This window comes from Paraburkholderia sp. UCT31 (assembly GCF_014397655.1).
GTDB lineage: Bacteria > Pseudomonadota > Gammaproteobacteria > Burkholderiales > Burkholderiaceae > Paraburkholderia > Paraburkholderia tuberum.
In genome coordinates this window covers 209,356-232,658 of sequence record NZ_VZQP01000003.1, presented here as the reverse complement: position 1 = coordinate 232,658, position 23,303 = coordinate 209,356, and the positions used below count along the sequence as shown (strand labels likewise).

The 23,303-nt window shown below is 62.9% G+C and carries 23 protein-coding genes and 1 pseudogene; 5 read left to right on the top strand and 19 right to left on the bottom strand.

Annotated elements, in window-relative coordinates; all coding sequences use genetic code 11:
* Positions 1–164: 164 nt before the first annotated feature.
* The 9 genes from F6X40_RS03405 to tssB all read right to left on the bottom strand — a co-directional run bounded on the left by F6X40_RS03405 (position 165) and on the right by tssB (position 11,027).
* Positions 165–1,169 carry a TcdA/TcdB catalytic glycosyltransferase domain-containing protein gene (locus F6X40_RS03405; protein ID WP_187626815.1) on the bottom strand — a complete coding sequence of 335 codons (1,005 nt, stop codon included), beginning with the start codon at positions 1,167–1,169 and terminating at the stop codon, positions 165–167.
* Between the two features lie 64 nt (positions 1,170–1,233).
* The gene (tssH, locus tag F6X40_RS03400; protein WP_187626814.1) at positions 1,234–4,038 is read right to left on the bottom strand and encodes a type VI secretion system ATPase TssH; all 2,805 of its coding nucleotides are present in this window, start codon (positions 4,036–4,038) and stop codon (positions 1,234–1,236) included.
* Between the two features lie 84 nt (positions 4,039–4,122).
* On the bottom strand, positions 4,123–5,139 hold the full coding sequence (tssG, locus tag F6X40_RS03395) for a type VI secretion system baseplate subunit TssG (RefSeq protein WP_187626813.1): 1,017 nt from the start codon (positions 5,137–5,139) through the stop codon (positions 4,123–4,125).
* Positions 5,103–6,995 carry a type VI secretion system baseplate subunit TssF gene (gene tssF / locus F6X40_RS03390; protein WP_187626812.1) on the bottom strand — a complete coding sequence of 631 codons (1,893 nt, stop codon included), beginning with the start codon at positions 6,993–6,995 and terminating at the stop codon, positions 5,103–5,105. Before tssF ends, tssG begins: the two co-directional genes overlap by 37 nt.
* Positions 6,996–7,000: 5 nt before the next feature.
* On the bottom strand, positions 7,001–7,504 hold the full coding sequence (gene tssE / locus F6X40_RS03385; protein ID WP_187626811.1) for a type VI secretion system baseplate subunit TssE: 504 nt from the start codon (positions 7,502–7,504) through the stop codon (positions 7,001–7,003).
* Positions 7,505–7,517: 13 nt separating this feature from the next.
* Positions 7,518–8,330 (bottom strand): type VI secretion system accessory protein TagJ, encoded by an 813-nt coding sequence (locus F6X40_RS03380; RefSeq protein ID WP_187626810.1) that lies wholly within the window; start codon positions 8,328–8,330, stop codon positions 7,518–7,520.
* Between the two features lie 57 nt (positions 8,331–8,387).
* On the bottom strand, positions 8,388–8,891 hold the full coding sequence (locus F6X40_RS03375; RefSeq protein ID WP_090804249.1) for an Hcp family type VI secretion system effector: 504 nt from the start codon (positions 8,889–8,891) through the stop codon (positions 8,388–8,390).
* Between the two features lie 112 nt (positions 8,892–9,003).
* Positions 9,004–10,497, bottom strand: a complete 1,494-nt coding sequence (gene tssC / locus F6X40_RS03370; RefSeq protein WP_184064118.1) for a type VI secretion system contractile sheath large subunit — start codon at positions 10,495–10,497, stop codon at positions 9,004–9,006.
* 8 nt (positions 10,498–10,505) lie between these two features.
* Positions 10,506–11,027, bottom strand: a complete 522-nt coding sequence (gene tssB, locus F6X40_RS03365; RefSeq protein ID WP_184064122.1) for a type VI secretion system contractile sheath small subunit — start codon at positions 11,025–11,027, stop codon at positions 10,506–10,508.
* Between the two features lie 95 nt (positions 11,028–11,122).
* Here tssB and F6X40_RS41800 point away from each other — a divergent pair, with 95 nt between their 5' ends.
* The 4 genes from F6X40_RS41800 to F6X40_RS03350 all read left to right on the top strand — a co-directional run bounded on the left by F6X40_RS41800 (position 11,123) and on the right by F6X40_RS03350 (position 14,736).
* A complete protein-coding gene (locus tag F6X40_RS41800; RefSeq protein WP_184029557.1) occupies positions 11,123–11,350 on the top strand; it encodes a hypothetical protein in 228 nt (75 codons plus the stop codon).
* 95 nt (positions 11,351–11,445) lie between these two features.
* Complete coding sequence (locus tag F6X40_RS03360; protein WP_187626809.1) at positions 11,446–12,414, top strand: hypothetical protein; 969 nt, start codon at positions 11,446–11,448, stop codon at positions 12,412–12,414.
* Positions 12,411–13,301, top strand: a complete 891-nt coding sequence (locus tag F6X40_RS03355) for a DUF3365 domain-containing protein (protein ID WP_184064128.1) — start codon at positions 12,411–12,413, stop codon at positions 13,299–13,301. The genes F6X40_RS03360 and F6X40_RS03355 overlap by 4 nt, the downstream gene beginning before the upstream one ends.
* Before the next feature lie 28 nt (positions 13,302–13,329).
* A complete protein-coding gene (locus F6X40_RS03350) occupies positions 13,330–14,736 on the top strand; it encodes a serine/threonine-protein kinase (RefSeq protein ID WP_187626808.1) in 1,407 nt (468 codons plus the stop codon).
* A 29-nt stretch (positions 14,737–14,765) separates the two neighbouring features.
* On the opposite strand, the gene F6X40_RS03345 is transcribed toward F6X40_RS03350, so the two are convergent.
* From F6X40_RS03345 to F6X40_RS03320, 6 genes are all read right to left on the bottom strand, one after another.
* Positions 14,766–14,993: a hypothetical protein gene (locus F6X40_RS03345; RefSeq protein ID WP_187626807.1), complete on the bottom strand. Its 228-nt coding sequence runs from the start codon at positions 14,991–14,993 to the stop codon at positions 14,766–14,768.
* Complete coding sequence (locus F6X40_RS03340; RefSeq protein WP_187626806.1) at positions 14,990–15,544, bottom strand: RNA polymerase sigma factor; 555 nt, start codon at positions 15,542–15,544, stop codon at positions 14,990–14,992. Before F6X40_RS03340 ends, F6X40_RS03345 begins: the two co-directional genes overlap by 4 nt.
* 519 nt (positions 15,545–16,063) lie before the next feature.
* Positions 16,064–16,948 carry an anti-sigma factor family protein gene (locus F6X40_RS03335; RefSeq protein ID WP_187626805.1) on the bottom strand — a complete coding sequence of 295 codons (885 nt, stop codon included), beginning with the start codon at positions 16,946–16,948 and terminating at the stop codon, positions 16,064–16,066.
* Positions 16,949–17,168: 220 nt separating this feature from the next.
* A complete protein-coding gene (locus F6X40_RS03330) occupies positions 17,169–18,233 on the bottom strand; it encodes a catalase family peroxidase (RefSeq protein WP_187618854.1) in 1,065 nt (354 codons plus the stop codon).
* Complete coding sequence (locus F6X40_RS03325) at positions 18,217–19,149, bottom strand: anti-sigma factor (RefSeq protein ID WP_187626804.1); 933 nt, start codon at positions 19,147–19,149, stop codon at positions 18,217–18,219. Before F6X40_RS03325 ends, F6X40_RS03330 begins: the two co-directional genes overlap by 17 nt.
* On the bottom strand, positions 19,149–19,700 hold the full coding sequence (locus F6X40_RS03320; protein ID WP_187626844.1) for an RNA polymerase sigma factor: 552 nt from the start codon (positions 19,698–19,700) through the stop codon (positions 19,149–19,151). Before F6X40_RS03320 ends, F6X40_RS03325 begins: the two co-directional genes overlap by 1 nt.
* Before the next feature lie 236 nt (positions 19,701–19,936).
* Here F6X40_RS03320 and F6X40_RS03315 point away from each other — a divergent pair, with 236 nt between their 5' ends.
* On the top strand, positions 19,937–20,185 hold the full coding sequence (locus tag F6X40_RS03315; RefSeq protein ID WP_187626847.1) for a hypothetical protein: 249 nt from the start codon (positions 19,937–19,939) through the stop codon (positions 20,183–20,185).
* Here the strand turns inward: F6X40_RS03315 and pqqD are convergent.
* From pqqD to F6X40_RS03295, 4 genes and pseudogenes are all read right to left on the bottom strand, one after another.
* On the bottom strand, positions 20,177–20,458 hold the full coding sequence (gene pqqD / locus F6X40_RS03310; protein ID WP_187626803.1) for a pyrroloquinoline quinone biosynthesis peptide chaperone PqqD: 282 nt from the start codon (positions 20,456–20,458) through the stop codon (positions 20,177–20,179). The genes F6X40_RS03315 and pqqD overlap by 9 nt on opposite strands.
* Positions 20,455–20,553 (bottom strand): annotated as a pseudogene (locus tag F6X40_RS03305) (pyrroloquinoline quinone biosynthesis protein C); the annotation flags it as partial. The gene pqqD and the pseudogene F6X40_RS03305, both read right to left, overlap by 4 nt.
* Positions 20,554–20,618: 65 nt before the next feature.
* Complete coding sequence (gene pqqA, locus F6X40_RS43440) at positions 20,619–20,693, bottom strand: pyrroloquinoline quinone precursor peptide PqqA (RefSeq protein WP_187626843.1); 75 nt, start codon at positions 20,691–20,693, stop codon at positions 20,619–20,621.
* 302 nt (positions 20,694–20,995) lie between these two features.
* A complete protein-coding gene (locus F6X40_RS03295) occupies positions 20,996–22,981 on the bottom strand; it encodes a sigma-54-dependent Fis family transcriptional regulator (protein WP_187626802.1) in 1,986 nt (661 codons plus the stop codon).
* Between the last annotated feature and the right edge of the window lie 322 nt (positions 22,982–23,303).

Here is a 23,303-nt window from a genome sequence, read left to right as displayed (position 1 = left end):
ATTTGATATAGGTCTCCTTATAGGTCTCCTGAGTGAGCGGATCCGAACCCTTATTGACCAGTTGCCGCGAATTGTCCACCGGGTCGTTCGCGACCACGGGACGGTCGTCCTGCGTGTTATGGATCAACCCGATATTGCCGTGATCCCGGATTCGCTCGAAGAACTCATACGCCAAGCCAATCGTGAAAGTAACTGTCCTTGACCTTGTGCATGGGGAAGTACCAGTTATCTCGCATGAATAGATTGTTCTGCAGTTTCTGATCCGAGGTCTCAGAGCGGACTTGCTCCTCGAACATTTTGTCCCGGACCTTTTTGAAGCCTGAACTCTCCGCTGCTGCCTTTGGTCCCGTCATTCTGATCGTGCTCGTGCGGACGTCATTCATATATTCTGTTCGCAGAGCATCGCTGTTCCTGATCGATCTGAAGTTGCTGTGTATGAGCGATTTGTAGGACTTCAAGCCACCGCTGCCAGCGTGACTCGCGATGATTGAGTTGCTGATCGATGGCGTCTGGTCGTCTCTGACGTGCTGTTCCCACCAGTTTGGATTCACCCAGTCGCTCTCGCTTATTCCGTGATACCAGGCGGAATGCACGGCGGAGAATCGCGGGTAAGACTGGTGGCAGATGATTTCCCCCAAGGGACTGACGCAGCTGACGTCGGTATCGACATAGAGACCGCCATGCTGAAGAAGAATCTCGATTCGCAGAATATCGCTGGCCGAACCGAAGTTGGCTCCGCGATTGACCAATTCGCGTCGGTAAATCGTCGAGTTCTTACCCATCTTCAAATCATGCTGCACCTCGCGCAGCTTGATCCTGTTCTGCTCGCAGAAGTTTATGATCGAGTTGACCTGGCGGCCCCGCATTCCATGCAAATCCTCGCCGCGCATGTTCAGATACTGATTCAGATATCTCATCGTTGCCGAATCGCCCCCGTCCTTACCCAAACGTTGAGCCACCTCATCCCATTGGTTCGGCGTAGTGCTGGCATTGTGTTGTACGCTGATCTGGCGGCGACGTTCGCCTGTCAGTAACTGATTGGCGTCAATCCAGAGATTCACCTCCCAATCGGGGTTCAACCTTGGAAACGTTATGATGCAATCGCGGTTTCGTTGCGGGACATCGCCGCCAATCCAGATAATATGAATTATCTTTGGAATAGCTTTCACGTTTTGAACTCCTCGTAAAGGTCAATTTCTTTCGACCGCCTCAGCGTGTGGCGCCCCGGTCACACTAATCAGGAATGCCGGGAATCGCGGTGATGAGCGGCGCACACTCGTCGAAGCGATACGCAAAATCGCCGTCCTCGACGCTCACGCCAACCCGCTCGATCGCGACGCCGTCGATCATGCGTGCGAGAAACTCGCGGCTGATCGCAGGCAACATCGTGTTGGTCAGAATCGCATCGATCATCCGGCCACCCGATTCGCTCTCCGTGCAGCGACTCACGACCAGTTGCGCCACGGCGTCGTCATAGTCGAGCGGCACGCGATAGCGATCCTCGATACGCCGCTTGATGCGGTCCAGTTGCAGTCTCACGATCTTCGCGAGCATCGCGCCACTGAGCGGGAAGTAAGGGATCGGCACGAGCCGGCCTAGCAGCGCGGGGGGAAACACCTCGAGCAACGGTTCGCGCAGCGCTTTGGCGAGGCCCTGCGCATCCGGCATCAGCTCCGGGTCCTGGCACAGGCCGGCGATCAGATCCGTGCCGACGTTCGTGGTCAGCAGGATCAAGGTGTTCCTGAAGTTGATCGAGCGGCCTTCACCGTCATCCATCACGCCCTTGTCGAACACCTGAAAGAAGATTTCGTGGACATCGGGATGCGCTTTCTCCACTTCGTCGAGCAGCACCACCGAATACGGCTTACGCCGCACGGCCTCGGTCAGCACTCCGCCTTCGCCATAACCGACATAGCCTGGCGGCGCGCCCTTCAGCGTCGAAACCGTGTGCGCTTCCTGAAACTCGCTCATGTTGATCGTGATCAGGTTGTGCTCGCCGCCGTATAGCGCCTCGGCGAGCGCCAGCGCGGTCTCGGTCTTGCCGACGCCCGACGTGCCGGCGAGCATGAACACGCCGATCGGACGGTTGGGGTTGTCGAGACCGGCGCGCGATGTCTGGATGCGCCTGGCGATCATCTCCATCGCGTGGTCCTGACCGACGACGCGCTCGCACATCAGGTCGGCGAGATTCATCACGGTCCGCAGTTCGCCACGGACCATGCGCCCGACCGGAATGCCGGTCCAGTCAGCGACAACCGACGCGACCGCCTGGTAGTCGACATTCGCCAGGATCAGCGGGTTTTCGCCCTGCCGCTCGGCGAGCTGCGCCTGCAGTTGTTTCAACTCGGCAAGCACCTCTGCCCTCGTGTCATCGTCGAGCGCCGGCGGCGCGAACGAGTTCGTCGATGCGTCGGACTTCGCGTCGCCGTGCGCAATCGGTTCCCGCGCACTGCCGGCGCTCTCGCCCGGCGCGGCCTCGCCTCCTAGCCGCGCGCGCAACGCCAGAATCTGCTGGACCAGCGATTTCTCGTGGTCCCACGCGGCTTCGAACTGCTGCAAACGCAGCCGTTCCGCTTCGAGCGTCGCTGCAGCCAGCGACTCGCGAGCCTCCACCTCCATGCCGACGCTTTTCTCGCGCGCGATGATCGTCTGCTCGGTCTCCAGCGCCTCGATCCGCTTGAGTGTGTCGTCGATTTTCGCCGGCACCGCGTGCTGGCTGATCGCGACACGCGCGCACGCGGTATCGAGCAGGCTCACGGCCTTGTCCGGCAACTGACGCGCGGGAATATAGCGATGCGACAACTTGACGGCAGCTTCGAGCGCTTCGTCGAGAATCTGCACACGATGATGCTGCTCCATCACGCTCGCGGTACCGCGCATCATCAGGATGGTCTTCTCTTCGCTCGGTTCGTCCACCTGCACGGGCTGGAAACGTCGCGTCAGCGCCGGATCCTTCTCGATGTGCTTGCGGTATTCGGCCCAGGTGGTCGCGCCGATCGTGCGCAGATTGCCGCGCGCGAGCGCGGGCTTGAGCAGGTTCGCCGCGTCGCCGGTGCCCGCCGTACCGCCCGCGCCCACCAGCGTATGCGCTTCGTCGATGAACAGGACGATCGGCTTGCGCGAAGACTGCACTTCGTCGATCACCTGACGCAGGCGGTTTTCGAACTCGCCCTTCATGCTCGCGCCGGCCTGCAACAGGCCGATATCGAGCGCACATACCTGCACGTTGCGCAATGGCGGCGGCACGTCGGCACGCGCAATGCGCAGTGCGAACCCCTCCACCACAGCCGTCTTGCCGACACCCGCTTCGCCGACCAGCATGGGGTTGTTCTGGCGCCGGCGCATCAGTACGTCGACCAATTGGCGAATCTCGGCGTCGCGGCCGACCACCGGGTCGATCTTGCCGTCGCGCGCCTGCGCGGTCAGATCGACCGTGAACTGCTGCAACGCCTGTTGCCTGCCCATCTGCGCGGGCGCCATCGCACCGCTGCTCTCGCCCGGCGCAACCGCGCCGGACGCAACCGCGCCGGCACGAAACCCGTCGGTGGCAAGCTGGCCGTCTTCCGGCGAGCCTTCGACGATGCCGGCGAAGTCGTCGGCCAACGTCTCGGCGCGTAGCTTGTCGAATTCCCCCGAGACATCGAGCAATGCGTGGCGCAAGTGTCGCGTACGCAACAGGCCGACGATCAGATAGCCGGTGCGCACCTGGGATTCGCCGAACAGCAGCGTAGCGAATACCCAGCCGCGCTCGACCGCTTCTTCCACCTCGGCCGACAGATCGGAGATGCTCGTACTGCCGCGCGGCAAACGTTCGAGTGCGACCGTGACGTCGCGTGCAAGGTGCGACGGATCCAGGCCGAAATACCTGACGATGCGATGCAGATCCGAATCCTGCAGCTGCAGGATCTGATGAATCCAGTGCGCCAGTTCGACGTACGGGTTGCCGCGTAGCCTGCAGAACACGGTAGCGCTTTCGATACCCCGATAGGCCAGCGCGTTGAGCTTGCCGAACAAGGCGCCACGACTTATTTCAGCCATGATTCCAATCCTGTATGACCAGAGGCGGCCGCGAAGCAGTCGCCAGTTCAGTTGAAAGATGCCCGGACATGCGTACGCCGGACTTCACTCGGCCGGGCTCAACACGACCTGGTCGGCATCGTTGTGCTGCGCATAGCGGCCCATCCACGTGTTGAAGCCCATGCGGGCCGCCTGACCCAGATGCGTCAGCGGCACTTCTTCTTTCTTCAGCACGAGCTGCACGTCCCAGCCCTTCTCTTCGCCCACATACAACTTGACCGCCGCCACCAGTTGCAGGAGCGTGTCGCCGCCCGGCAAAAAACGGTTGAACTCGTTGCGGGTCAGCGGCCCCACGCGCAGCCGGAAGCGCTGCTGCGCGCCGCGCACATGCGTGCCGAGCAATGCGTCGCGGCCCATCGAGGCCATGCTCTTGCCCATATGCAAACGCGCGTCCCGAGGCAATTGCATCCACCCGGCGACGAACTCGAGCACGCGCACCGGCACACCGAAGAAGTGCTCGAGAAAACGCCTGAGTCCTTCGGCATTGCGCGCTTGCGGCACCAGACGCCCGGCGAAAAAGCGCTTGTACTGATCGGGCAGCGCGTCGCGTCCGTCGAGGTGCGGCGTGGCGATGCCGATCAGCGCGCCGACATAGGTGCGAAACCGATCCTGTTCCGGACGGTCCAGCTGCACGGTGGGCTGCGCATCGGCCCACGCGCGATAGAAGAGGCTCAGCATCCGGTGATGAAACACGTCGGCAAACGCGACGAACGTCGGGTCTTTCGCGTTCCGCTCCCGATCGACGGCGTATTCGGTGAGGTGCAACGGCAGCGGCCCGTTCGGTCCGAACAAACCGAGAAACAGCCCAACCAGCCGCGCCGGCCGGCCGGCCTTTCCCGCCTCGAAACGCGCGATGCTGCGCGACGGAAATTCCAGTGCCGCGGCATGGGCGAGACGCACAGGATCTTCGGCCGGCCTGGTCGAATGACCGAACCGCGGCCGTTGCGGATACGCGCATTCGAGACGGCGCATTGCCTCGAAGAACTCGAAATCTTCCGGGCTCGCGCGCAACGCGGCTTCGAGCACTACAGGATCGGGCGCTTGCCGGGATTCGCGGGCCATCGGGCCACCTCGTTTCGTTCGAGCGTGCGCAACACCGTCTCGGCAAACGAATTCAGCGAGACATAGCGCGCAAAGAAATGCTGCAATACCGACGCGAGCAGAAATGCGCCGCTGCCTTCAAAAGCGGCATCGTCGCAGCTCAGCGTAATCTCGAGCCCGCGGCCATACGTGATCGGCCCGGGCACCGGCACGCGACGCGTGATGGGCTTCGCCGCGACATGCTTGATGCCTTCGATCTGCCGTCGCGTCGCGGCGTCGAACTCGTCGTGATACAGGCCGAGCATTTCGCGCAGCGCCGCCGCGCCCGTTTCGCCTTCCTCGTCGAGCAGTGACAGATAGTTCAACTGCAGGTGGCTGATTAGCCGCCACGCGGATTCGCCGGTCGCGGTCGGCGCGCGTGGCCGGGTCGGTCCAGCCACACAGCGGATCGACGACACGGGCGCGTCGGTATCGAGCGTGAAATCGGTGTACGACTTGCCCACCGGCATATGCAGCGGCAAATCGCGATTCGTGCACAGCAGCCGCAGTCCTAACTGGCGCAGCGTGGTCGCATAGGGCGCGTCGTTGGCATCCACGAGCGCGATAAACGTTTCGCTGCCGACGTAGCTCGAGCGTGCGCCGCGTTGCTTCTGGCGGCTCGAGACCAGCCGCGCCTCGCGGCGCAGCGTGTAGAAGGCCGCCTGCCCGCCGTGCCATGTGCGAGCGGTGCTGTCATAGAACGGCAGGAAGCTTTGCTCCGGCTCCTGGCGATCGCCGTAGCCCTGCACTTCCAGCACGCTATGCACTTCGAAATCCATCGGCCGGGTGTGGTCGCCGAGCACGTGATACTCGGTGTCGCCCTGCTGCACATGAATACGGTCCGCGCGGCGCTCGAACAGATTGATTGCCGGCGCGCAGAACAGGCGGAAGTTGGCTGCATCGATCGCGTTGTGCAGGCGCGTCACGCTGCGCTCGAGCCACACCACGATCTCGAACTCGTTGCCCCGCGAACGTGCGAGCAGCGGGCGCAGCTCCGTGAACTCGGCAAACAGGAAACGCTCCGGACACGCGAAATACTCCTGTAACAGCCGGTAACCGCTGAACGAACGGCCACCGTAGGGCAGTATCGCGTCCTCTTCGTCGAAGCCTTTGGCGCGCAGCGCCGACGCGTCATGCTGTGTCTCGATGGTTTGCCCATCCGGCGCGGTTGCGCGCACCGTATAGCCGATGCGGTTGGCCATCAGTTGCTCGTAGAGCCATCGCGGCAGATCGTCGGCGCCGGCGAGATAAACCGGCAGGCTGTCGAGCGCGAGCGTGTTCGCCGGCACGCCGCAAAGCGTTGCGAACTTCAGGCGCAAACCCGCGCGGACCTGCCCGGCTTTCGACGGCGGCGGCACGAGGTCAGCGGCGGCAAGCGCCGCGGGTGTGTCCAGGTATCTCGCCTCGGTGATCGCGAGCGGCCACAGCGTCACGTCGTGCGCGGTGCGGTATTCGCACGCCGTGCGCTCGCCGAAGCCGGTGAGACTGCGCAACACCGTGTGCCGCGCGACCGGGTGTCCGGTGGCAGGAAGGTCTTCGGCTTGATCCGGATACAACTGCACGACCGCCATCGACGGAATCGGCGTCAGGTAATGCGGGTAGATCATCTCCAGAAGATGCTGCGTGAACACCGGATACTGCGCATCAAGCTTCATTTGCACGCGCGCCGCCAGAAACGCGAAGCCTTCGAGCAACCGTTCGACGTACGGGTCAGCGCAATCGAGACCTTCCATGCCGAGACGGCCGGCAATCTTCGGATACTCGCTCGCAAACTCCGCGCCCATCTCGCGGACGTGTTGCAGCTCGCGGTTGTAATAGCGCAAGTGTCGTGGGTCCATGACGATCAGCCGAAGTGTTGCGACACGTGAAACACGCCGGTCTCGAGATCGACGTCGGTGCGAAGATAGAGAGAAAGCGGCATCGGGTTCGCCCACATGTCGGCTTCGATCAGGAAACGCAGCGAACGGCTGCCCATGCGCGCTTCGTCGACCTCGACGCTCACCTGAACAGTGCTGGCGATCAGACGGGGTTCGAAGTCGAGCAGCGCCGAACGGATCCGGTTCTGCAACAGCTCGACATCGATACCCGATAACGCCGCACCCGCAAGATCGGGGATGCCGAAATTCAGTACGGAATTACCCACCTGCGCGAATCCGGTCAGCTCGTCGCTGCTCCAGTGCCGCGTGCAGTTGAGCAGCCACGCGATATCGCGTGTCACGTATTCGCGCAAACGCGCGGCCGTAATGACGCGCTGCTCCCGGCTCTCCTCGCGCCGCGCAGGATCGAAATCGGTGAGACGATCGAGCAGCGACGGCTGCAGACGCTCCTGGGGGATCAGTTCTGCCATGACGTGCGCCCCCTCAAGCTGTTTCGAACGTGATCGAGCGCACGTCGAGCAAAGGATATTCGTCGACGTCGGTGATCAGCATGCGCTGACCAACGCCGACGAAACAGCCGTCGCCGAGATCGGTCCACGCCGTACGCTTTGCCAGCGCGAGCGCGACGTCTTCACCTCGCTCGCTGCCGCAATAGCGGCAAGGCACGAAACCGATCGCCTCATCACCGCTCTTCCAGGTGATTCGCACCGGCGCCCAGATCTTGTCGCGCAGATCAGTGGGCGCATCGAAAGACAGCGCAGCGACGCGCGAGAACGGCACCCACGCATAACTGTCCTTCAGGATCACTTCGAGGCACGGCCCGAAACGCGGGTCGGCGTCGGCGATCCATTTGAACGGCACGCCGTCGATGCTGCCGCGCACCGTTTCCGCTTCGTCGAAGGCTCGCGCGCGCAATGCGAGCGCTTCGGCGATCCGTCCGCCGCACAGTTGTTGCAGCGACTGCAACAGCAAGCGCTCCCATTCCGACCGCTCGCCGACCGTTGCCGGGTTACGCAGGGCGGCCAGCACGGCTTCGCGTTCGCGTTCGCCGACCAGTGCCGCGCGGTAGGCGGCGACCATCAACGCGTTTTGTCGTTCCAGTTCGCCCGCCACGGTCAACTGGGTTCCGGCACGCTCCCAGTCACCCCGCAACGCAAGCAACTGAAACAGAAACACGCGCAGCGTCGCGTCCGCCGGCGAGTTTTTCACTTTCGCGGCCAACGCTTGCAACGCGTCGTTCAAATGACCGTCCGCGAGCAGCTTTTCAGGTTTGACATCGACTGAAGAAAGTGTCACTGGATGTGCTCCATTCAATGAAAGAAAGCGGGCGAAAAGACCGGTATCGCCGCCTGCTTACTGCTTGGTGACCTGCTGGATATCGAATGTGAAATCCTTGGTGCCGCCGTTTGCCTTGCCTTCATCGTCCTGCGGCTGGAACGAGTACTTGAACTTCCCGAAATGCAACGTGATGTTCTCGGTGAGTCGTTCGTCGCCACCGCTGCCGCCCGTGGATACCGACGTGACCAGCACCCCTTCGCTCAGCTCGATGGTCAGGAAGTCGGTCTGCTGACCCGTTGCGTTGGTGACGTACAGATAGGCGTTGTCGACGCGCGCGCCCGTGCAGCAAGCGTTTAGCAACGCGTTCGAGCAACTGTCGATGTACTTCGTGACGGTGATGTCCTGAATGTTGGCCTTGCCGCCCGATGCATAGCCCGCACCCGTGTGCAGATTGCCGGTATTGCTGGCGCCCCACGACCACGCGATGATCGGAACCTGGTTCTTGTGCTTCGAGTGATTGGAAGCGCCCTGGATCGTGACCGCTCCGGAGCCGAATTTCAGATGCATGTCGAATGCCATAGTGACCTCTATTTGTGAGCCAAAGAATGCGCTCGCCGTAGCGGCGAACGATCAGGACCGGAACGCTGCCGCTCCGGACGATTACCTGCAAGGTGAGATGCAGCAGAAAGCCTCAGGCCGCCTGCGCGGAAGGCAGTCGCGAGACGAGCCGCAGCGATACGGTGAGTCCTTCGAGCTGGTAGTGCGGCTTCAGGAAGAACTTCGAGGTGTAGTAGCCGGGATTGCCTTCGACGTCCTCGACGACGACTTGCGCGGCAGCGAGCGGCTTGCGGGCCTTGGTTTCCTCGCTGGAATTCACCGGATCGCCATCGACATAATTCATGACCCAGTTCGACAGCCAGCTCTCCATCTGCTCGCGCGTGCTGAATGAGCCGATCTTGTCGCGCACGATGCATTTGAGGTAGTGCGCGAAACGGCAGCACGCGAACATGTATGGCAAACGTGCCGACAGATTCGAATTCGCCGTGGCGGCCGGATCGTCGTACTCTTCCGGCTTCGCGACCGATTGCGCGCCGATGAATGCCGCGATGTCCGAATTCTTGCGATGCACGAGCGGCATCAACCCCATCTTGTCGAGTTCGGCCGAGCGCCGATCGGTGATCGCGATCTCGGTCGGGCACTTCATGTCGACGCCACCGTCGTCGCTCGGGAAGGTATGCACCGGCAGACTGTCGACCGCTCCTCCCGACTCGACGCCGCGAATCCGCGTGCACCATCCGTAGTACTTGAACGAACGGTTGATGTTTACCGCCATCGCATACGCAGCGTTCTGCCATGTGTACTTCGATGAATCCGCGCCTTCGGTGTCTTCTTCGAAGTCGAACCCGTCGACTGGGTCGGTCTTCGCGCCGTACGGCAGGCGTGCAAGCGTGCGCGGCATCGTCAGCGCGAGATAGCGGGCGTCGTCCATTTCGCGAAGCGAACGCCAGCCCGCGTAGTCCGGCGTCGTGAAGATCATCGACAGATCGCGCGGATTGGCCAGCTCGTTCCAGCCTTCCATGCCGAGCAACGTCGAATCCGCCGCCGAGATGAACGGCGCATGCGCGGCGGCGGCGACCTGCGAAATGCCGCGTAGCAGTTCGACGTCCTGCGGACCGTGATCGAAGTAGTAATCGCCGATGAGGCAGCCATACGGTTCGCCGCCCAGCTGACCATATTCTTCTTCATAGATGCGCTTGAATACAGGGCTCTGGTCCCATGCAACGCCTTTGAAGCGCTTGAGATTTTTTGCGAGTTCCTTCTTCGATATGTTCACCACCCGGATCTTCAGCATCGGATCCGTTTCGGTGTTGGTAACGAGATGGTGCAGCCCTCGCCATGCGCCTTCCAGCTTCTGAAAGTCCGCGTGGTGCATGATCTGGTTCAACTGCTCGCTGAGCTTGCGGTCGATCTCGGCGACATACGCGTTGATGGTTTGCGTCAAGTCATCCGAAACGATGTGCGAATCCTGCAGCACCTGTGCAGCGAGCGTACGCACGGCCGATTCGACTTCCTGCTTCGCGCGCTCGTTCTTCGGCTTGAACTCCCTGTTGAGCAGCGCGGCGAAATCGTCGGTGCCGCTCAATGCACCCTCGACGTCTTGCTCGATCTGATTCTGGCTTTCCATGATCGCGCTCACTCCTGTGCGGGTTCGGTGTCGGCGGCTTTCGGCGCCGCGCCCAGCGATTGCAGCAAGGCGGGATCCTTGATCGCCTGCGCGATCAGCTTCTCCGCGCCCGACTTGCCATCGAGATAAGTGCCGAGGTTGGCGAGCTGCGTGCGCGCCTCGAGCAGCTTCGCGAGCGAGTCGACCTTGCGCGCCACTTCGGCGGGCGAAAAATCGTCCATGCCTTCGAAGGTGATATCGACCGCCAGATTGCCTTCGCCCGTCAGCGTGTTGGGCACGCTGAAGTTCACCCGCGGCTTCATCGACTGCATGCGGCTGTCGAAGTTATCGACGTCCACTTCCACCGCCTTGCGCGCTTCGAGCGGCGGAAGATCGCCGGCATTGGCGCCTGACAGATCCGACATCACACCCATCACGAACGGGATCTGCACTTTTTTCTGCGCGCCGTACAGCTCCACGTCGTACTCGATCTGTACGCGTGGCGCGCGATTGCGCGCGATGAATTTCTGACTGCTCTGTCTCGTTGCCATGCGCTGATTTCCTCTGGTATCCGTAGGGTTTCGTGAATCCGGCGATGCGTCTTACGAGCCTGCACTCGACTTGCCGCGTTGCAGACGCGTCGTCCATGCACCCAGAACAGCGCAGCATCGCGATCTATTCCACGTCTGTCGAAACTGTTGCGTTCATGTTCCAGATCACACTCGCCGCCGTCTGCGCAAATCAGAACAGCCCAGCCGGGCAGATATTCCGTTGTGTCGTGGACTGGATCTTTTCGTGCGTGCGTCACGCAGAGACAGGCTCACCATATGGGACACGCGAAGGCGAGTTTGTGATCATCGAAACCCTGGAATAAACCCGCGAGCCGGCTGTTCTGTTGATACTCGCGCGATATAACGCGCCGTATTCACCGCGCTTCGCCAATTGAAACGCTCAACCAGGCTCATCCGGATGATCTTCGGACTTTTCAAGCGGTCTGTACCGTTCGCCTTGCTGCTGCTTGCACCCAATGCCAATGCGGCGTGGACGCTCGTGCAGGCCGATGCGCCCGCCACCGTCATTCATGAGACGGGGCGTTATCAGGCAGATGTCGGGCAGCGCTTTGCGCTTGACGATATGGTCGAAACGCCGACGAGCGCAGGCGTGCAGATCCAGGACGACGCGGGCAATAGCGTCGCGCTGGGTCATGGCACTCGCGTGATGCTGATGCGCGACGGGCATATCGCGGTGCTCGGGGGCTGGCTGAAGGTGCTGCACGCGTGCGACGCAAACACGGCGAATTGCGCCGCGCCTGTGATCGACACCGCGCGCACGCGATTCACGCCCGCGAACGATACCGTGCTGGTCATCGCGGCAACGGCAACGAATTATCGGAGTGCCAATGAGCAGATCGCGCACGCGCAAGACCGCGACGCAGTGTTCTGTGAGAGCGGCGCGGCCAGCATTCTCGGCATCGGCGCTTCGCACGGCAATGTTGCGCCGCTCAAGCTCGATGCGCATCGCTTCGCCATGCATCCCGCGGCGAGCGACACGATTGCCGTGACAGCAGGCCCTGATCCCGCTTTCGTCGCCGCGATGCCCGTTACATTCCGCGACGCGTTGCGTGTGCTGCCGATGCCGGCCCATCCACGCAACGAGCCGCCGGGCAGCATCCGACCGGTCGCTTACGACGACGTATCGGACTGGCTCGACAGCGAACTCGCGGTGCGCAGGGATCCATCGACGCGTTTCTCTTCACGCTTTCGCGCGCGCCTGACCGATCCCGCGTTTCGCCGCGCAGTCGTGCAGCGCATTCGCGATTTGCCGGACTGGCATGCGCTGGTCTTTCCGCCGCCACCGCGTGCCGTGATACGGAGCCCCGCAATCCAGACCGGTTCCGTCTACCGTTCCGCTTACCCATCCGCTCCGGTTCGCCCATGAAGCTGTCACTCGCCATCAAGTTCAATCTCGTGTTCATCGCGATCTTCGCGATCGGACTGACCGCCATCGGATTCGTCGCGGATCGTGTGTTGCAACAGCAGGCGCTCGACGAAACGCGTCACGATGCGGACGTGCTTCTGAACGCCGCCAGCGCGATGCAGAACTACACGGCGCAACACATCACGCCGCTGCTCGCGACGCAGATCAAATATTCGTTCGTGCCCGAGTCGGTGCCGGCGTACTCGGCCATCGAAATGCTGAACTCGTTGCAGAGCGCGTTTCCGAACTTCTCGTACAAGTCGGCGATGCTCAATCCGACCAACCCGCGCGACCGGCCAAGCGACTGGGAAAGCGAAGTGATCGCTCATCTGCACGACCATCCGGAATTGAAACAGGCCACCGGACAGCGTCATACGCCGGGCGGCGAGCAGTTGCTGTTTCTCGCCCATCCGAGCCGCATTACCGACGCCGCGTGCATGCAATGTCACAGCACGCCGTCCGCGGCGCCGCACACGATGATCGACAAGTACGGGCCGGCCAACGGTTTCGGCTGGACCATGAACGACGTGATCGGCGCAGAGTTCGTGTCGGTGCCGATGTCGGAGTCGATCGCGCGCGGCCGTGCGGTATGGCGCAGCCTGATGGTCTCACTGACCGCTGTATTCGCGGTGGTGCTCGTCGTGCTGAACGCAATGGTGCACTTCCTCGTCACGCGGCGTTTGCAGATGTTGTCGCGCGCCGCGGACGAGGTGAGTCTCGGCAAACTCGGCGACGTCGAACTGCCGGCCGGCGGCAGCGATGAAATAGCGTCGCTCGCGGTGTCGTTCGGACGGATGCGCACGAGCCTCGTCGCAGCGTTCGAGATGATCGAAGAGCGCCAGGCGTAAGCGTGCCGCACACATCGTGGACGACTCCATGACTTCCCGAACCGGCGCGACTCCGCGACAGATCGGCCGCTATCGGGTCGAACGGGTGCTCGGTCGCGGCGCGATGGGCACGGTCTATCTCGCGACCGATCCGCATATCCAGCGCGAGGTGGCGCTAAAAACGATTCGCACCCCGTCACTGAACGACGGACAAGGCACGGCGGAGCCATCCGGTGCGGAGCTGACCGCACGCTTTCTCAACGAAGCGCGCGCTGCCGGCCGTCTCGTGCATCCGCATATCGTCGGCGTGTTCGACTATGGCGAGGCGCAAGGCGTCGCGTTCATCGCGCTCGAATACGTACGCGGCGAGAACCTCGCGCAACGGCTCGCGCAGCACGCCCGCGATGGCAGCATGATGCCGTTGCTCGATGCGCTCACGTGGTTCGCGCAACTGCTCGATGCACTCGCTTATGCGCACGAACTCGGCGTGATCCATCGCGACATCAAGCCCGCCAACCTGCTGATCGCGCCGCGCGGCGAATGCAAGGTGACCGACTTCGGCATCGCACAGCTCGATACAGGACGCCTGACGCAGGCCGGCATGATGATCGGCACGCCAAGCTACATGTCGCCGGAGCAGTATGCAGGCGCGGAGATCGACGCACGCAGCGACCTGTTTTCCGCCGGCGTCGTTCTGTACGAGATGCTGAGCGGGCAATGCCCGTTTAGCGGCGCGCCAGCCGCCGTGATGCATCAGGTGATGAATGAGATGCCGCCGCCCCCATCGACGCATGTCACAAGCCTGCCCGCCGAACTCGATGGCATGGTGCTGAAGGCGCTCGCCAAACGGCCGGACGACCGCTATGCGTCCGCGCAAAGCTGGCGCAACGCCTTGTTGACGCTGCACGACTCGTTCATGGCGCGGCTCGATCCCGACCATACCGTCGTGCGCGCGCAGCCGTTGCGCCAGGCGCTTGCGCCAGCGGCGGGGGCTGCCAGACCAGACTGGCCACCCGAGTTTCTGGCCCAACTGGAGCAACGGCTCGCCAGCCACGTCGGCCCCATTGCCTCGCTGCTCGTGCGGCGCGCCGCGTCGCATGCGACTGACTCGCAAACACTGGCGGCTCAGCTTGCGCGCCATTTGTCCAACGACGCCGCTCGTCGTGAGTTCGATACGCTGCTCAAGCAGCACGTGATCGCTTCGGGCGATGACTGGAAGCGCGGTGCGCTGCCCATCGAATCGACATCCGCGGCGTGCATGCCGCTCGATGCCGAGCACGTCGAGGCCGCTGCGCGGCGGCTCGCATCGCACGTCGGACCGTTCGCACACGTGATCGCCGAGCGGGCCGCGCGTGGCGCGGACGCAGCGACCTTCCGTGCGCGACTGGCCGACGCGCTGCCGGCGTCGGTGGATCGCGAGGCTTTTTTGCGTGCCTTCGACGACCCGCCACCCTGAATCTCCCGGCTCGCGCCGCCGATCGATCGTCAGGCGGCCGCGATCAGGCGATCGATCCGTAACCGCAGCGCTACCGGCAATGCGGGCAAGCTTTGCCGGCCAACGATCTCAGTGTATGGAAACTTCGATGCCATCAGCCATATCACGCGATTCGCAATATCGACGGACTCGTGCATCGCTCGCTCTATGTCGGCCGCGCGCGCGTGAGCCAACGTACAATCGACATAAGCAAGCAGGTCGGCGTCGTCGATCGTCATCGCCCGACTTCGACCCGAGGCGGAGCCGAACGTGCGGCCGGTCCCGCGCCGCTGTCGAAGCGCGCGCCAATGCTTTGCCGCGCGCGCGACAGGCGGCTCATGATCGTGCCGATCGGAACATCGAGCACCTGCGCGGCTTCGGCGTAACTCAATCCTTCGAACGCGACGAGCAGCATCACCACGCGCTGAGCCTCGGGCAAGCGCCCGACGGCGGCGATGATCTCACGGCTCAGCAGCACATCTTCGGGAGAACGCGCGGCAGGATCGGAGACGGCTAGCAATGCGTCATCCCACTCGACACTCGCCCGGCCTCGTACGCTGCGTGCCCGCAATTCGTTGAGCCACGTGGAATGGATGATCGAGAACATCCAGCTGAGCGGCGCCGTGCCGGGCTGCAGTTGACGCGCCCGTTCGAGTCCGCGTACGCACGAACGTTGCAGCAGGTCTTCGGCGTCGTGCTGATTGCCGGACAGGCGCAACGAGAAAGCCCACAATCTGGGCAGCATTCCGGGTAAAAGATCCGACAAACTCTCAACGACAGTGGTGGACATGGTTGAGTGGCCAATTTCGAGTAGAGCCCTTGAACGACGGCTCGACGTGCCGCTTGAGGGTCACGTCGTAACACCGGTCACATCAGGAACAAGGCCAGACAGAATTTCTCTGGACCGATTGATTGGTCTCTTCGCCGAGCAGAGGTTTGGCGGATCTGACGCCACCTCTTTATCTGGGACCGTTGCATGGAGTTCGTCAACGGCTTGAACGCGGATACTTGCAGAATTGCCAAAGGCAGCGCCGCTCCATTTCGATTTTGTCCTAACGCGTGCGCAGGGCATCTTTATCCAAAAACCACTGTTGCGACCAATCGTTTGTGACTATGACCTCGATTACGAATCACGGCTCACGGCTCACGGCTCACCGTTTACTGAATAGAGCGAAACAACGACCAGCGAGGTCATCGTTTCGTTTCACTACGACTCTCCTGTCATACCCCGTCACGCAAAAACCGGCAGATCTTGACTCCGAACGCCGTCACGCGGAATGGCCCGCACTGCGATCAGATCGCGCCGCGCTCATGTACGCGCATCCCTCGGCTTCGCATCAGGCGCATCGTTAAGCGCGAACAACGCGTCCACGCTCCTGTTCGAGATCCGCTGTGCGATCGACTGGAGATCGGTTGAGTCCGGTTTGCCGATCAGCGCATAGACAAGATCGTTCTGCCGCCACGATACGACGGTCATGCCGTTCAACTGCCGTTGCGCGATCGCCTGGTCCGGTCGCGCGTCCTTCATCACACACAGCGCAACCGGCGCGCCGTGGTCGGGCAGATAGACGATCTGGACCAGCGGCTTGTCGTTGAAGCGCAGGCGCGCGACTGCCTTGAACGACAGCCCCGCCTCCCGCAAATCCGGCACACGCAATGCAATGCCGTCGACGTACCGGATCGCCGTGACGGTCTTCGCCGACGCGCCGAGGTCGGGCGTGATGTCGGCAACGGTATCGCGTGTATAGAGCCGTTGATAGCCCACCGCTGCATGGATCCACGACGTCGCGTCGTTCGACGCGACAATCGCGCCGCCACTGCCGGGCACGCCCAGCCATGCAGGTCCGAGCCGCATCGCGAGGCCCGCGCAAAACGCGCCGGCGACAAATGCCGCGGCAAGCCACAGCCGCGTTTGCGGCTTTCTTGCGGGTATCGGCTGATGGGATGCGTGATTCGATTCGTCGCGCTGTGCGGCGCTCGCCATTGCTTCGATACGGCGCTGCAATTCGCCCGGTAAAGGCGGTAGCTTCTGCGTTGCAAACGCCTCGCGATAAGGGAGCTGCGACGCGCGCAGCAAATCGACGCTCTCCTGCAACTCAGGCGAAACGGCGAGTTCCTTTTCGATCGATGCCGCCTCGGACGGGTCGAGTTCGCCATCGACATACGCGATCAATTTACTGTCGTCGGGTCTCATAGGACGATAGGCTTAAAGGAGGTTGAGCGCGATCAGCATTCGCCTGCAAGGCGCAGGCGGGCACCGCCCGTTCGTCATCAAATTCTATGATAACCGTAGTTGCGCGTTGTTCGCAGGTCGTACGCAGCGCGCGGATGAAGCGTGGATCACTGGCCAGGACTTGCGATTGCCAACCGTTTTCTCAGGCGTCGCTCCCGAAACCTCGCGGTAGAGACGACATTCAATGACCATTCGATCCGGCAACGGCCTCCTCCCGAGTTCGGCGATTGAACGATACGCTATACGTCGACGACCGCGCGGCCAGCAACGGATCGGCGGATGGCGCGATGCCATCGGGCAGGATGGTCGGATTGAACGTGATGTCGCGACAGGGACCATCGATCTGCGCCTGCGCGCGATCGATGACGATCGTGCCCACGTCGACCCGCTCGCGTTGCGGTGAGTCGATCCATTGCCGCGTCGAGTCGTCGATCGGATCGCCGGGCATCGCGACGTTCAGCACCAGATGCCAGCGCAATGGCCCCTTCGCGAGTTGCGTCATCAGAGCGTGCGACAGAAAGTCTGGATCGCTTTGCGCGCGTGCTTCGACAGGACGCCAGGGACTGTCCGGCACCACCTCCCAACGCACGAAACGCTTCGCGCCCTGCGCATCCGTAGTCTGGAACGAACTGATACCGAAATAGGCCGCGTTGTCGAAGCGGGACGATGGCGGGTGCAAGCGGACCCATTCGAGAAACGCGCGGGCCTCAGGATGGCCGTCGAGAAACGCCTGCATTTTTGCGGGGTTCGCCTGACCGGTGTGCGGATCCAGCGCTTCCGCCTGAAGCTGTTCGAATAGCGCCTGCGGCGTGCGCACCGCGAAAATCGGCGTCGAATTCATCGCGAGACGCCATTGCTCGCCGCGCGGCAGCGCGATCAGCAACGCGAAGCTGCGCACCAGGGCTTCGCCGTCGTCTTGTTGCGGATTGCCGCCGGGCCTCGACAGTCGCCCGACGACGGCGTAGCTGCCGCGTTCGAACACGCTTGCGCGCGATACCGACGCGCCGTTGCCGTTGCTGTCGAAGTGTCCGGTGATGCAGATGCCCTTCGCGTGGTTGCGCCGGAAGCCCGGGTGCGGCGTCGTCGTCGCTTCGAATGCATCGACGATCCGCTGCGAAGTCAGGCGCGGCGGGAACCATCCGGCGCACCAGACGAACAGCGCCAGCAGTAACATAGGCGCCGCGAAAACCGCGAGCCAGCGCAGCAGCAAGCCATGGCCTCGCTGGTGATCAGCCCGACCGGGCATCGTCATGCGCGTCCGTGCGGCCGATGGTGGTCGACACCTGGCCGTCGTAAAGGCGTTTGCCGAGTGCTTCGAGATCGACGCCGCCGTGCTCGCCGATCAGCGCATAACCGAGTTGGCCGCGCCGCCACGCCACCACGTCCATGCCGCCGACGCGATCGCGCGCGGGCGCCGCGTCGGCCTTCGCTTCTTTCAGCACGCATAACGCGACGGGGCCGCCATGCTCCGGCAAGTAGACGATCTGCACGAGCGGTTTGCCACGAAATCTCAGGCGCTGCACGCGCTTGAACGAGAGCCCTTGACTGCGCAGGTCGGGAATCTGCAACGCCAGATTGTCGTATTGACGAATATTGGCCGCGGTGGCGGCGGTCGCGCGCATGTCGGGTTGCAACGAGGCGACGGTGTCGCGTGTGTAAAGCTGCTGATAGCCGGCCGCCGCCGCGATCCACGGCGACACGCCCGGATCATTCGATGCCGTCGTGATGGCGCCGCCGCCGGTCAGTTGCGGCAACAGACGGAACGCGATGCCGCAGGAGAACACGCCCGCGACGAACGCCACCGCCAGCCACGGCAATGATGCGCGCGGCTTCAGCCGATGCACATTGCCACCGGACGGGATCGATGACTCACCGCTGGTCGCGGTATCGATTGCGTCGGCGGCATTGACCGCGCCTTGTGCCGACGCACCTGCCAGATGCTGTCGAATCAGTTCGTCGACTTTGCGGCGCAACGTCTCCGGTACCGGCGGCAAAGCCTGCTGGCTGAACGCTTCCGCGTACGGCAATTGCGAGGCCCGCAGCATCGACAGGCGCGATGCCACGTCGTCCGACTTGCCGATCGCGCTCTCGACATGTGCGCGTTTGTCGGGCGGCAATTCTCCGTCGACGTACGCTAACAGGGTGGTGTCGTCGATCGTCATCACACTTCTCGCTCGCTGCTGGATGAGCGCGCCGCCGTGGCTTCACGATTACCGAATTGCGCCCCAAGGGTCTGCCGCGCGCGGGACAGGCGGCTCATGATCGTGCCGATCGGCACGTCGAGCGCCTTGGCGGCCTCGGCGTAACTCAGGCCCTCGACGGCCACGAGCAGCATGACGGTCCGTTGTGCCTCGGGCAGACGGTTGACGGCCGCGATGATCTCGCCATTCAGCAGGTTCTCTTCCGGCGTGCGCGCATCGGGATCAGCAACGGTCTGCAGAAAATCGTCGTCCCATTCCATGCTCGAGCGGTTGCGCACGTTGCGCGCTCTCAGCTCGTTGATCCAGGTGGAATGAACGATCGAAAACATCCAGCTCAGAGGAGAAGTGCCTGGCTGCAATTGATGGGCGCGTTCGAGTCCGCGGACACAGGCCCGCTGGACGAGATCCTCGGCGTCGTGCTGGTTGCCGCACAGGCGCAGCGAGAACGCCCATAATCGCGGTAGCATTCCCGGCAGTTGACTGGGCAGACTCTCAACCTCTGCTGTTGGCATGATTGACTGACTAATGGCGGATTGATGGCGGCCGGGCGTGGCGGCCAACGACTGGCCAATTCCGGCTGGTGTCTCCAAGCCGTATTGTGCAACGTTCGCAAAATGTTTGCTGACGCGCGGCAATCGGCTCGCAAACATCATCCGCGGCAATGAGCGTCAGATCGGCGAAGCACGCGCGCCGTCTTTGACGGTCGCGTCGGCATTCGACGCGCCTTCCTCCGCTTACTTCATGATCCATGGTCGCCGGTGTCCTCACCGGCGCCAATGTGTTGTGGAAATTGCCATACCAGCGAGGTTTTTTTGTTTTGCGCGGTCCGATCTATACCGCTGGCATCGGCGATTTTTGCGTGGCGGCCTCGATGCTGGGCTTAAACGACATTTTCTGGTTATCGGCGGTGATCTTTATCGCGATCATTCCGCTGATCTGGCTGACCAAACCGCCAGGCACGGAAGGACCGGGATGGTCGTGGGCCAGGTCAGTCTAGCCAGCCGCGCAGCCGCGCGTGATCGAGAAAGCGGTAGACGTCGGGTGCAAGTTCAGACGTGCTGAAAAGCCGTTCGAGTTCGCCGATGATGTCGTCGAGCTCGTGTTCTCCGTCGCAACGCGCGAGGATCGCGCCGGCGCTAGTGTTGAGCTTCACCATCCCTTCGGGATAGAGCAGCACGTAGGCGTCCTGCGCCACTTCCCACTGCAGGCGGAAGACGCTCCGCAGGCGGGGGCGCAGCGGCACGCCGCTATCCGCGTCACGCGTGTTCATAGGGGCCAGGCCTTTTCGAGCGCATCGAGGATCGACCAGAGAATATCGAGTTTGAACCGCAGGATATCGAGCGCGCGCTGCTGCGCCTCGGGCGTGCCCGGCGTTGCGAGCGCCGCCCGCGGCGCCACTACGGCACTGCGGGCGGTACGCCGCAGCCCGCTCAGCGATTGGCGATATACATCGTGACTTCAAAGCCGAAACGCACCTCGGCGTACCACGGGGTGATCCATTGCATGGCATGTCTCCTTGTTTGCGATGGGACGGAAGAACCGCACTCGATGCGCGGCCGTTCCCTTCAAAGCAAAGGACATGCCGATGTCGCCACGCGAGGCTCGTTTGGCTCGCGCACAAGCCTTCGCCTGGGTATGGGCACCGACATCGTCAATTCGCTGACGTAAGCGGGACAAACGCGTCGCCATACGACGCGTTCGGGAGATGGGCAGTGTTGATTTTTGGAGCACCACTGCTGCGGGAGGCAACAACGGTGTGACAGCACGTGGGCGAAACAGAAGTGCTGATGAAAGCGGCGCGGTGGGTTCAGAAGTCGTCCACCTCACGATCCGGCTCGACCGCGGGCATCTTGCGATAGATCGTGTTGCGCGACACGCCGAGCTCGCGCGCGGCCGCCGAAACGTTGCCGCCATGCCGCGCGAGCGCGGCGGCAATCACCGACACGGTCACGTCCTGCAGGCGCGCGCACTCCGGCGCGAACGCATTGCCCGAGCCCGGCGTATCCGCCGCGCCGCTCGACGAAACGCCGCAGCGCAGATCATCGAAGAAGTCATCGGGCAAATGCTCGCGCCGGATCTCGCCGTCCGCGTCGACCATGGCCGCCGCGGTGCGCAGCAGGTTGCCAAGCTGCCTGAAGTTGCCCGGCCATGGACAGCGCTCGAACATCGCCATGACATCGGGTGCGACGTGAAGCGGCCGTCCGCTCGCGCTGGCGATCGATTCGCGCAGCAACATCTTCTGGATCACGACCGCGAGGTCGGTACGGTCGCGCAGCCGCGGCAGACGCACCACGAGGCCATTGAGCCGGTAGTAGAGATCCTCGCGGAAGCGGTTTTGCGCGATCATCTCGCGCAAGTCCCGGTGCGTCGCGCAGATGATCGCGACGTCCACCGCAATGCTCCTCGTCGAGCCGAGCGGGTTGACGACGCGTTCCTGCAGCACGCGCAGCAGCCGCACTTGCAGCGAGTACGGCATGTCGCCGATCTCGTCGAGAAACAGCGTGCCGCCGTTTGCCTGCAGCAGCTTGCCGATCGCGCCTTTGCGCCGCGCCCCGGTGAATGCGCCCTCCTCGTAGCCGAACAGCTCGGATTCGATCAGCGTCTCGGGAATCGAAGCACAGTTGACCGCCATGAACGGCCCGGCGCAGCGCGGCGAATCGTTGTGGATCGCCTGCGCGAGCAGTTCCTTGCCCGTGCCGGTCTCCCCATTGATCAGGATCGGAATGTCCTTGCCGATCACCCTCCTGAGCTTCGCAACGACCGCGGCGACCTGCGGGTCACCCGTGTCGAGATAGCTCAGACGCGAGAGTCCGGCGGCCGCCTGCGGCGGCTCCTCGCGCGCCACCGCGCGGGCGCCGTCGTGCACGGCGACCGGGCGGCTGCCCTCGGCCAGCGACGCCCGCCTGAACTGCACGCGCGCGCAGACAACCGCGCCGCTGCTCAGGTTGAGCATCAGGTGCGGGTCGAGGCTCACGCGCGCGCGATCGATCAGTTGCGCGCTCGTGGCCTGGAACAGTGACGACAGCGTATGCGCGCGCAGCCCGGCGAGCGACATGCCGAGCTGGAACTGGGCACTGCGATTGGCCGACAGAAAGCGTCCGTCGCTCGTGAACGCCACGATGCCTTCCATCAGCGTGCCCAGAAACTCCGGACGACTATGGAAGGACACTTGCAGCGTTTCGTGAAAGGTGGTCGTAAAGAGATGATTCTCGATCATCTGCACCGACATTTTGGCGAGCGCCATCGTGTGCTGATGGTAGCTGCGGTAGTCGCCCGTCACGTCGAGCACCCCGATCGCGTCGCCATACGGATCGAGAATCGGCACGCTCGAGCAGGTCAGGAAGCGGTTTGCCGCCAGGTAGTGCTGGTCGCCGTGCACGACCATCGCGCAGCGCTCGGCCAGCGCCGTACCGATCGCATTGGTGCCCTGGCGGTCCTCGGCCCAGTTCGCGCCGGGCCGCAGCGCGACTTTCTCCGCGCGCGCGAGGAAGTCGTCGTCGCCGATCGAATGCAGGATCAGCCCTTCGGCATTGGTCAGCACGATCATGCTTTGCGTGTCGGCGATCTGCTCGTGCAGCGACTCCATCACCGGCATCGCATGCGCGCACAACACCCGGTTCTGCTCGCGTTTGAGCACGAGACCCGCGTTCGAAAGAACCTCGTATTCCGGCCGCGCCGACGCGCACAGACCAAACGTTTCGGAGCGTTCGTGCGCTTTCTGAATTGCCGGCACGGGAAAGTCATTGGACCGTATGGCAGTCTGAGCCACGGCCCGGTGAACGTCATCGCGCATTGTCTCCCTCCTGGAAAGCCTGGTACCTTGCCAGACTTTTCTCCGTCCTCTCAAGCAAGCTCCGGGCCATCCATTTCAGCGACAGCTTCGCCCGCGATTTTGGCGTCGCCCTCGACCCGAGCGATGCGCGCCGGCGCTGCAACTGTCCTGTTTCTCAACACTCCATCGCCCGGCGTTGTACCGGGACGCAACACATGGAGCGCCCTGCGCGCGATATGTGCCGCCGCACGTTTCAGGCGCGCCGCCCTTTCGGACTCGCCCACAAAAATGGCATGTGACTTGCAGTAACGGCACCGCAACCGGATCGACACGGAACAAAGGG

Excerpts from the sequence above, each read along its gene's own strand:
- tssH (WP_187626814.1), bottom strand. The coding sequence starts at position 4,038 with ATGGCTGAAATAAGTCGTGGCGCCTTGTTCGGCAAGCTCAACGCGCTG.
- tssG (WP_187626813.1), bottom strand. The coding sequence starts at position 5,139 with ATGGCCCGCGAATCCCGGCAAGCGCCCGATCCTGTAGTGCTCGAAGCC.
- tssF (WP_187626812.1), bottom strand. The coding sequence starts at position 6,995 with ATGGACCCACGACACTTGCGCTATTACAACCGCGAGCTGCAACACGTC.
- tssE (WP_187626811.1), bottom strand. The coding sequence starts at position 7,504 with ATGGCAGAACTGATCCCCCAGGAGCGTCTGCAGCCGTCGCTGCTCGAT.
- F6X40_RS03375 (WP_090804249.1), bottom strand. The coding sequence starts at position 8,891 with ATGGCATTCGACATGCATCTGAAATTCGGCTCCGGAGCGGTCACGATC.
- tssC (WP_184064118.1), bottom strand. The coding sequence starts at position 10,497 with ATGGAAAGCCAGAATCAGATCGAGCAAGACGTCGAGGGTGCATTGAGC.
- tssB (WP_184064122.1), bottom strand. The coding sequence starts at position 11,027 with ATGGCAACGAGACAGAGCAGTCAGAAATTCATCGCGCGCAATCGCGCG.
- F6X40_RS41800 (WP_184029557.1), top strand. The coding sequence starts at position 11,123 with ATGCACCCAGAACAGCGCAGCATCGCGATCTATTCCACGTCTGTCGAA.
- F6X40_RS03360 (WP_187626809.1), top strand. The coding sequence starts at position 11,446 with ATGATCTTCGGACTTTTCAAGCGGTCTGTACCGTTCGCCTTGCTGCTG.
- F6X40_RS03355 (WP_184064128.1), top strand. The coding sequence starts at position 12,411 with ATGAAGCTGTCACTCGCCATCAAGTTCAATCTCGTGTTCATCGCGATC.
- F6X40_RS03350 (WP_187626808.1), top strand. The coding sequence starts at position 13,330 with ATGACTTCCCGAACCGGCGCGACTCCGCGACAGATCGGCCGCTATCGG.
- F6X40_RS03345 (WP_187626807.1), bottom strand. The coding sequence starts at position 14,993 with ATGACGATCGACGACGCCGACCTGCTTGCTTATGTCGATTGTACGTTG.
- F6X40_RS03340 (WP_187626806.1), bottom strand. The coding sequence starts at position 15,544 with ATGTCCACCACTGTCGTTGAGAGTTTGTCGGATCTTTTACCCGGAATG.
- F6X40_RS03335 (WP_187626805.1), bottom strand. The coding sequence starts at position 16,948 with ATGAGACCCGACGACAGTAAATTGATCGCGTATGTCGATGGCGAACTC.
- F6X40_RS03330 (WP_187618854.1), bottom strand. The coding sequence starts at position 18,233 with ATGCCCGGTCGGGCTGATCACCAGCGAGGCCATGGCTTGCTGCTGCGC.
- F6X40_RS03325 (WP_187626804.1), bottom strand. The coding sequence starts at position 19,149 with ATGACGATCGACGACACCACCCTGTTAGCGTACGTCGACGGAGAATTG.
- F6X40_RS03320 (WP_187626844.1), bottom strand. The coding sequence starts at position 19,700 with ATGCCAACAGCAGAGGTTGAGAGTCTGCCCAGTCAACTGCCGGGAATG.
- F6X40_RS03315 (WP_187626847.1), top strand. The coding sequence starts at position 19,937 with ATGGTCGCCGGTGTCCTCACCGGCGCCAATGTGTTGTGGAAATTGCCA.
- pqqD (WP_187626803.1), bottom strand. The coding sequence starts at position 20,458 with ATGAACACGCGTGACGCGGATAGCGGCGTGCCGCTGCGCCCCCGCCTG.
- F6X40_RS03295 (WP_187626802.1), bottom strand. The coding sequence starts at position 22,981 with ATGCGCGATGACGTTCACCGGGCCGTGGCTCAGACTGCCATACGGTCC.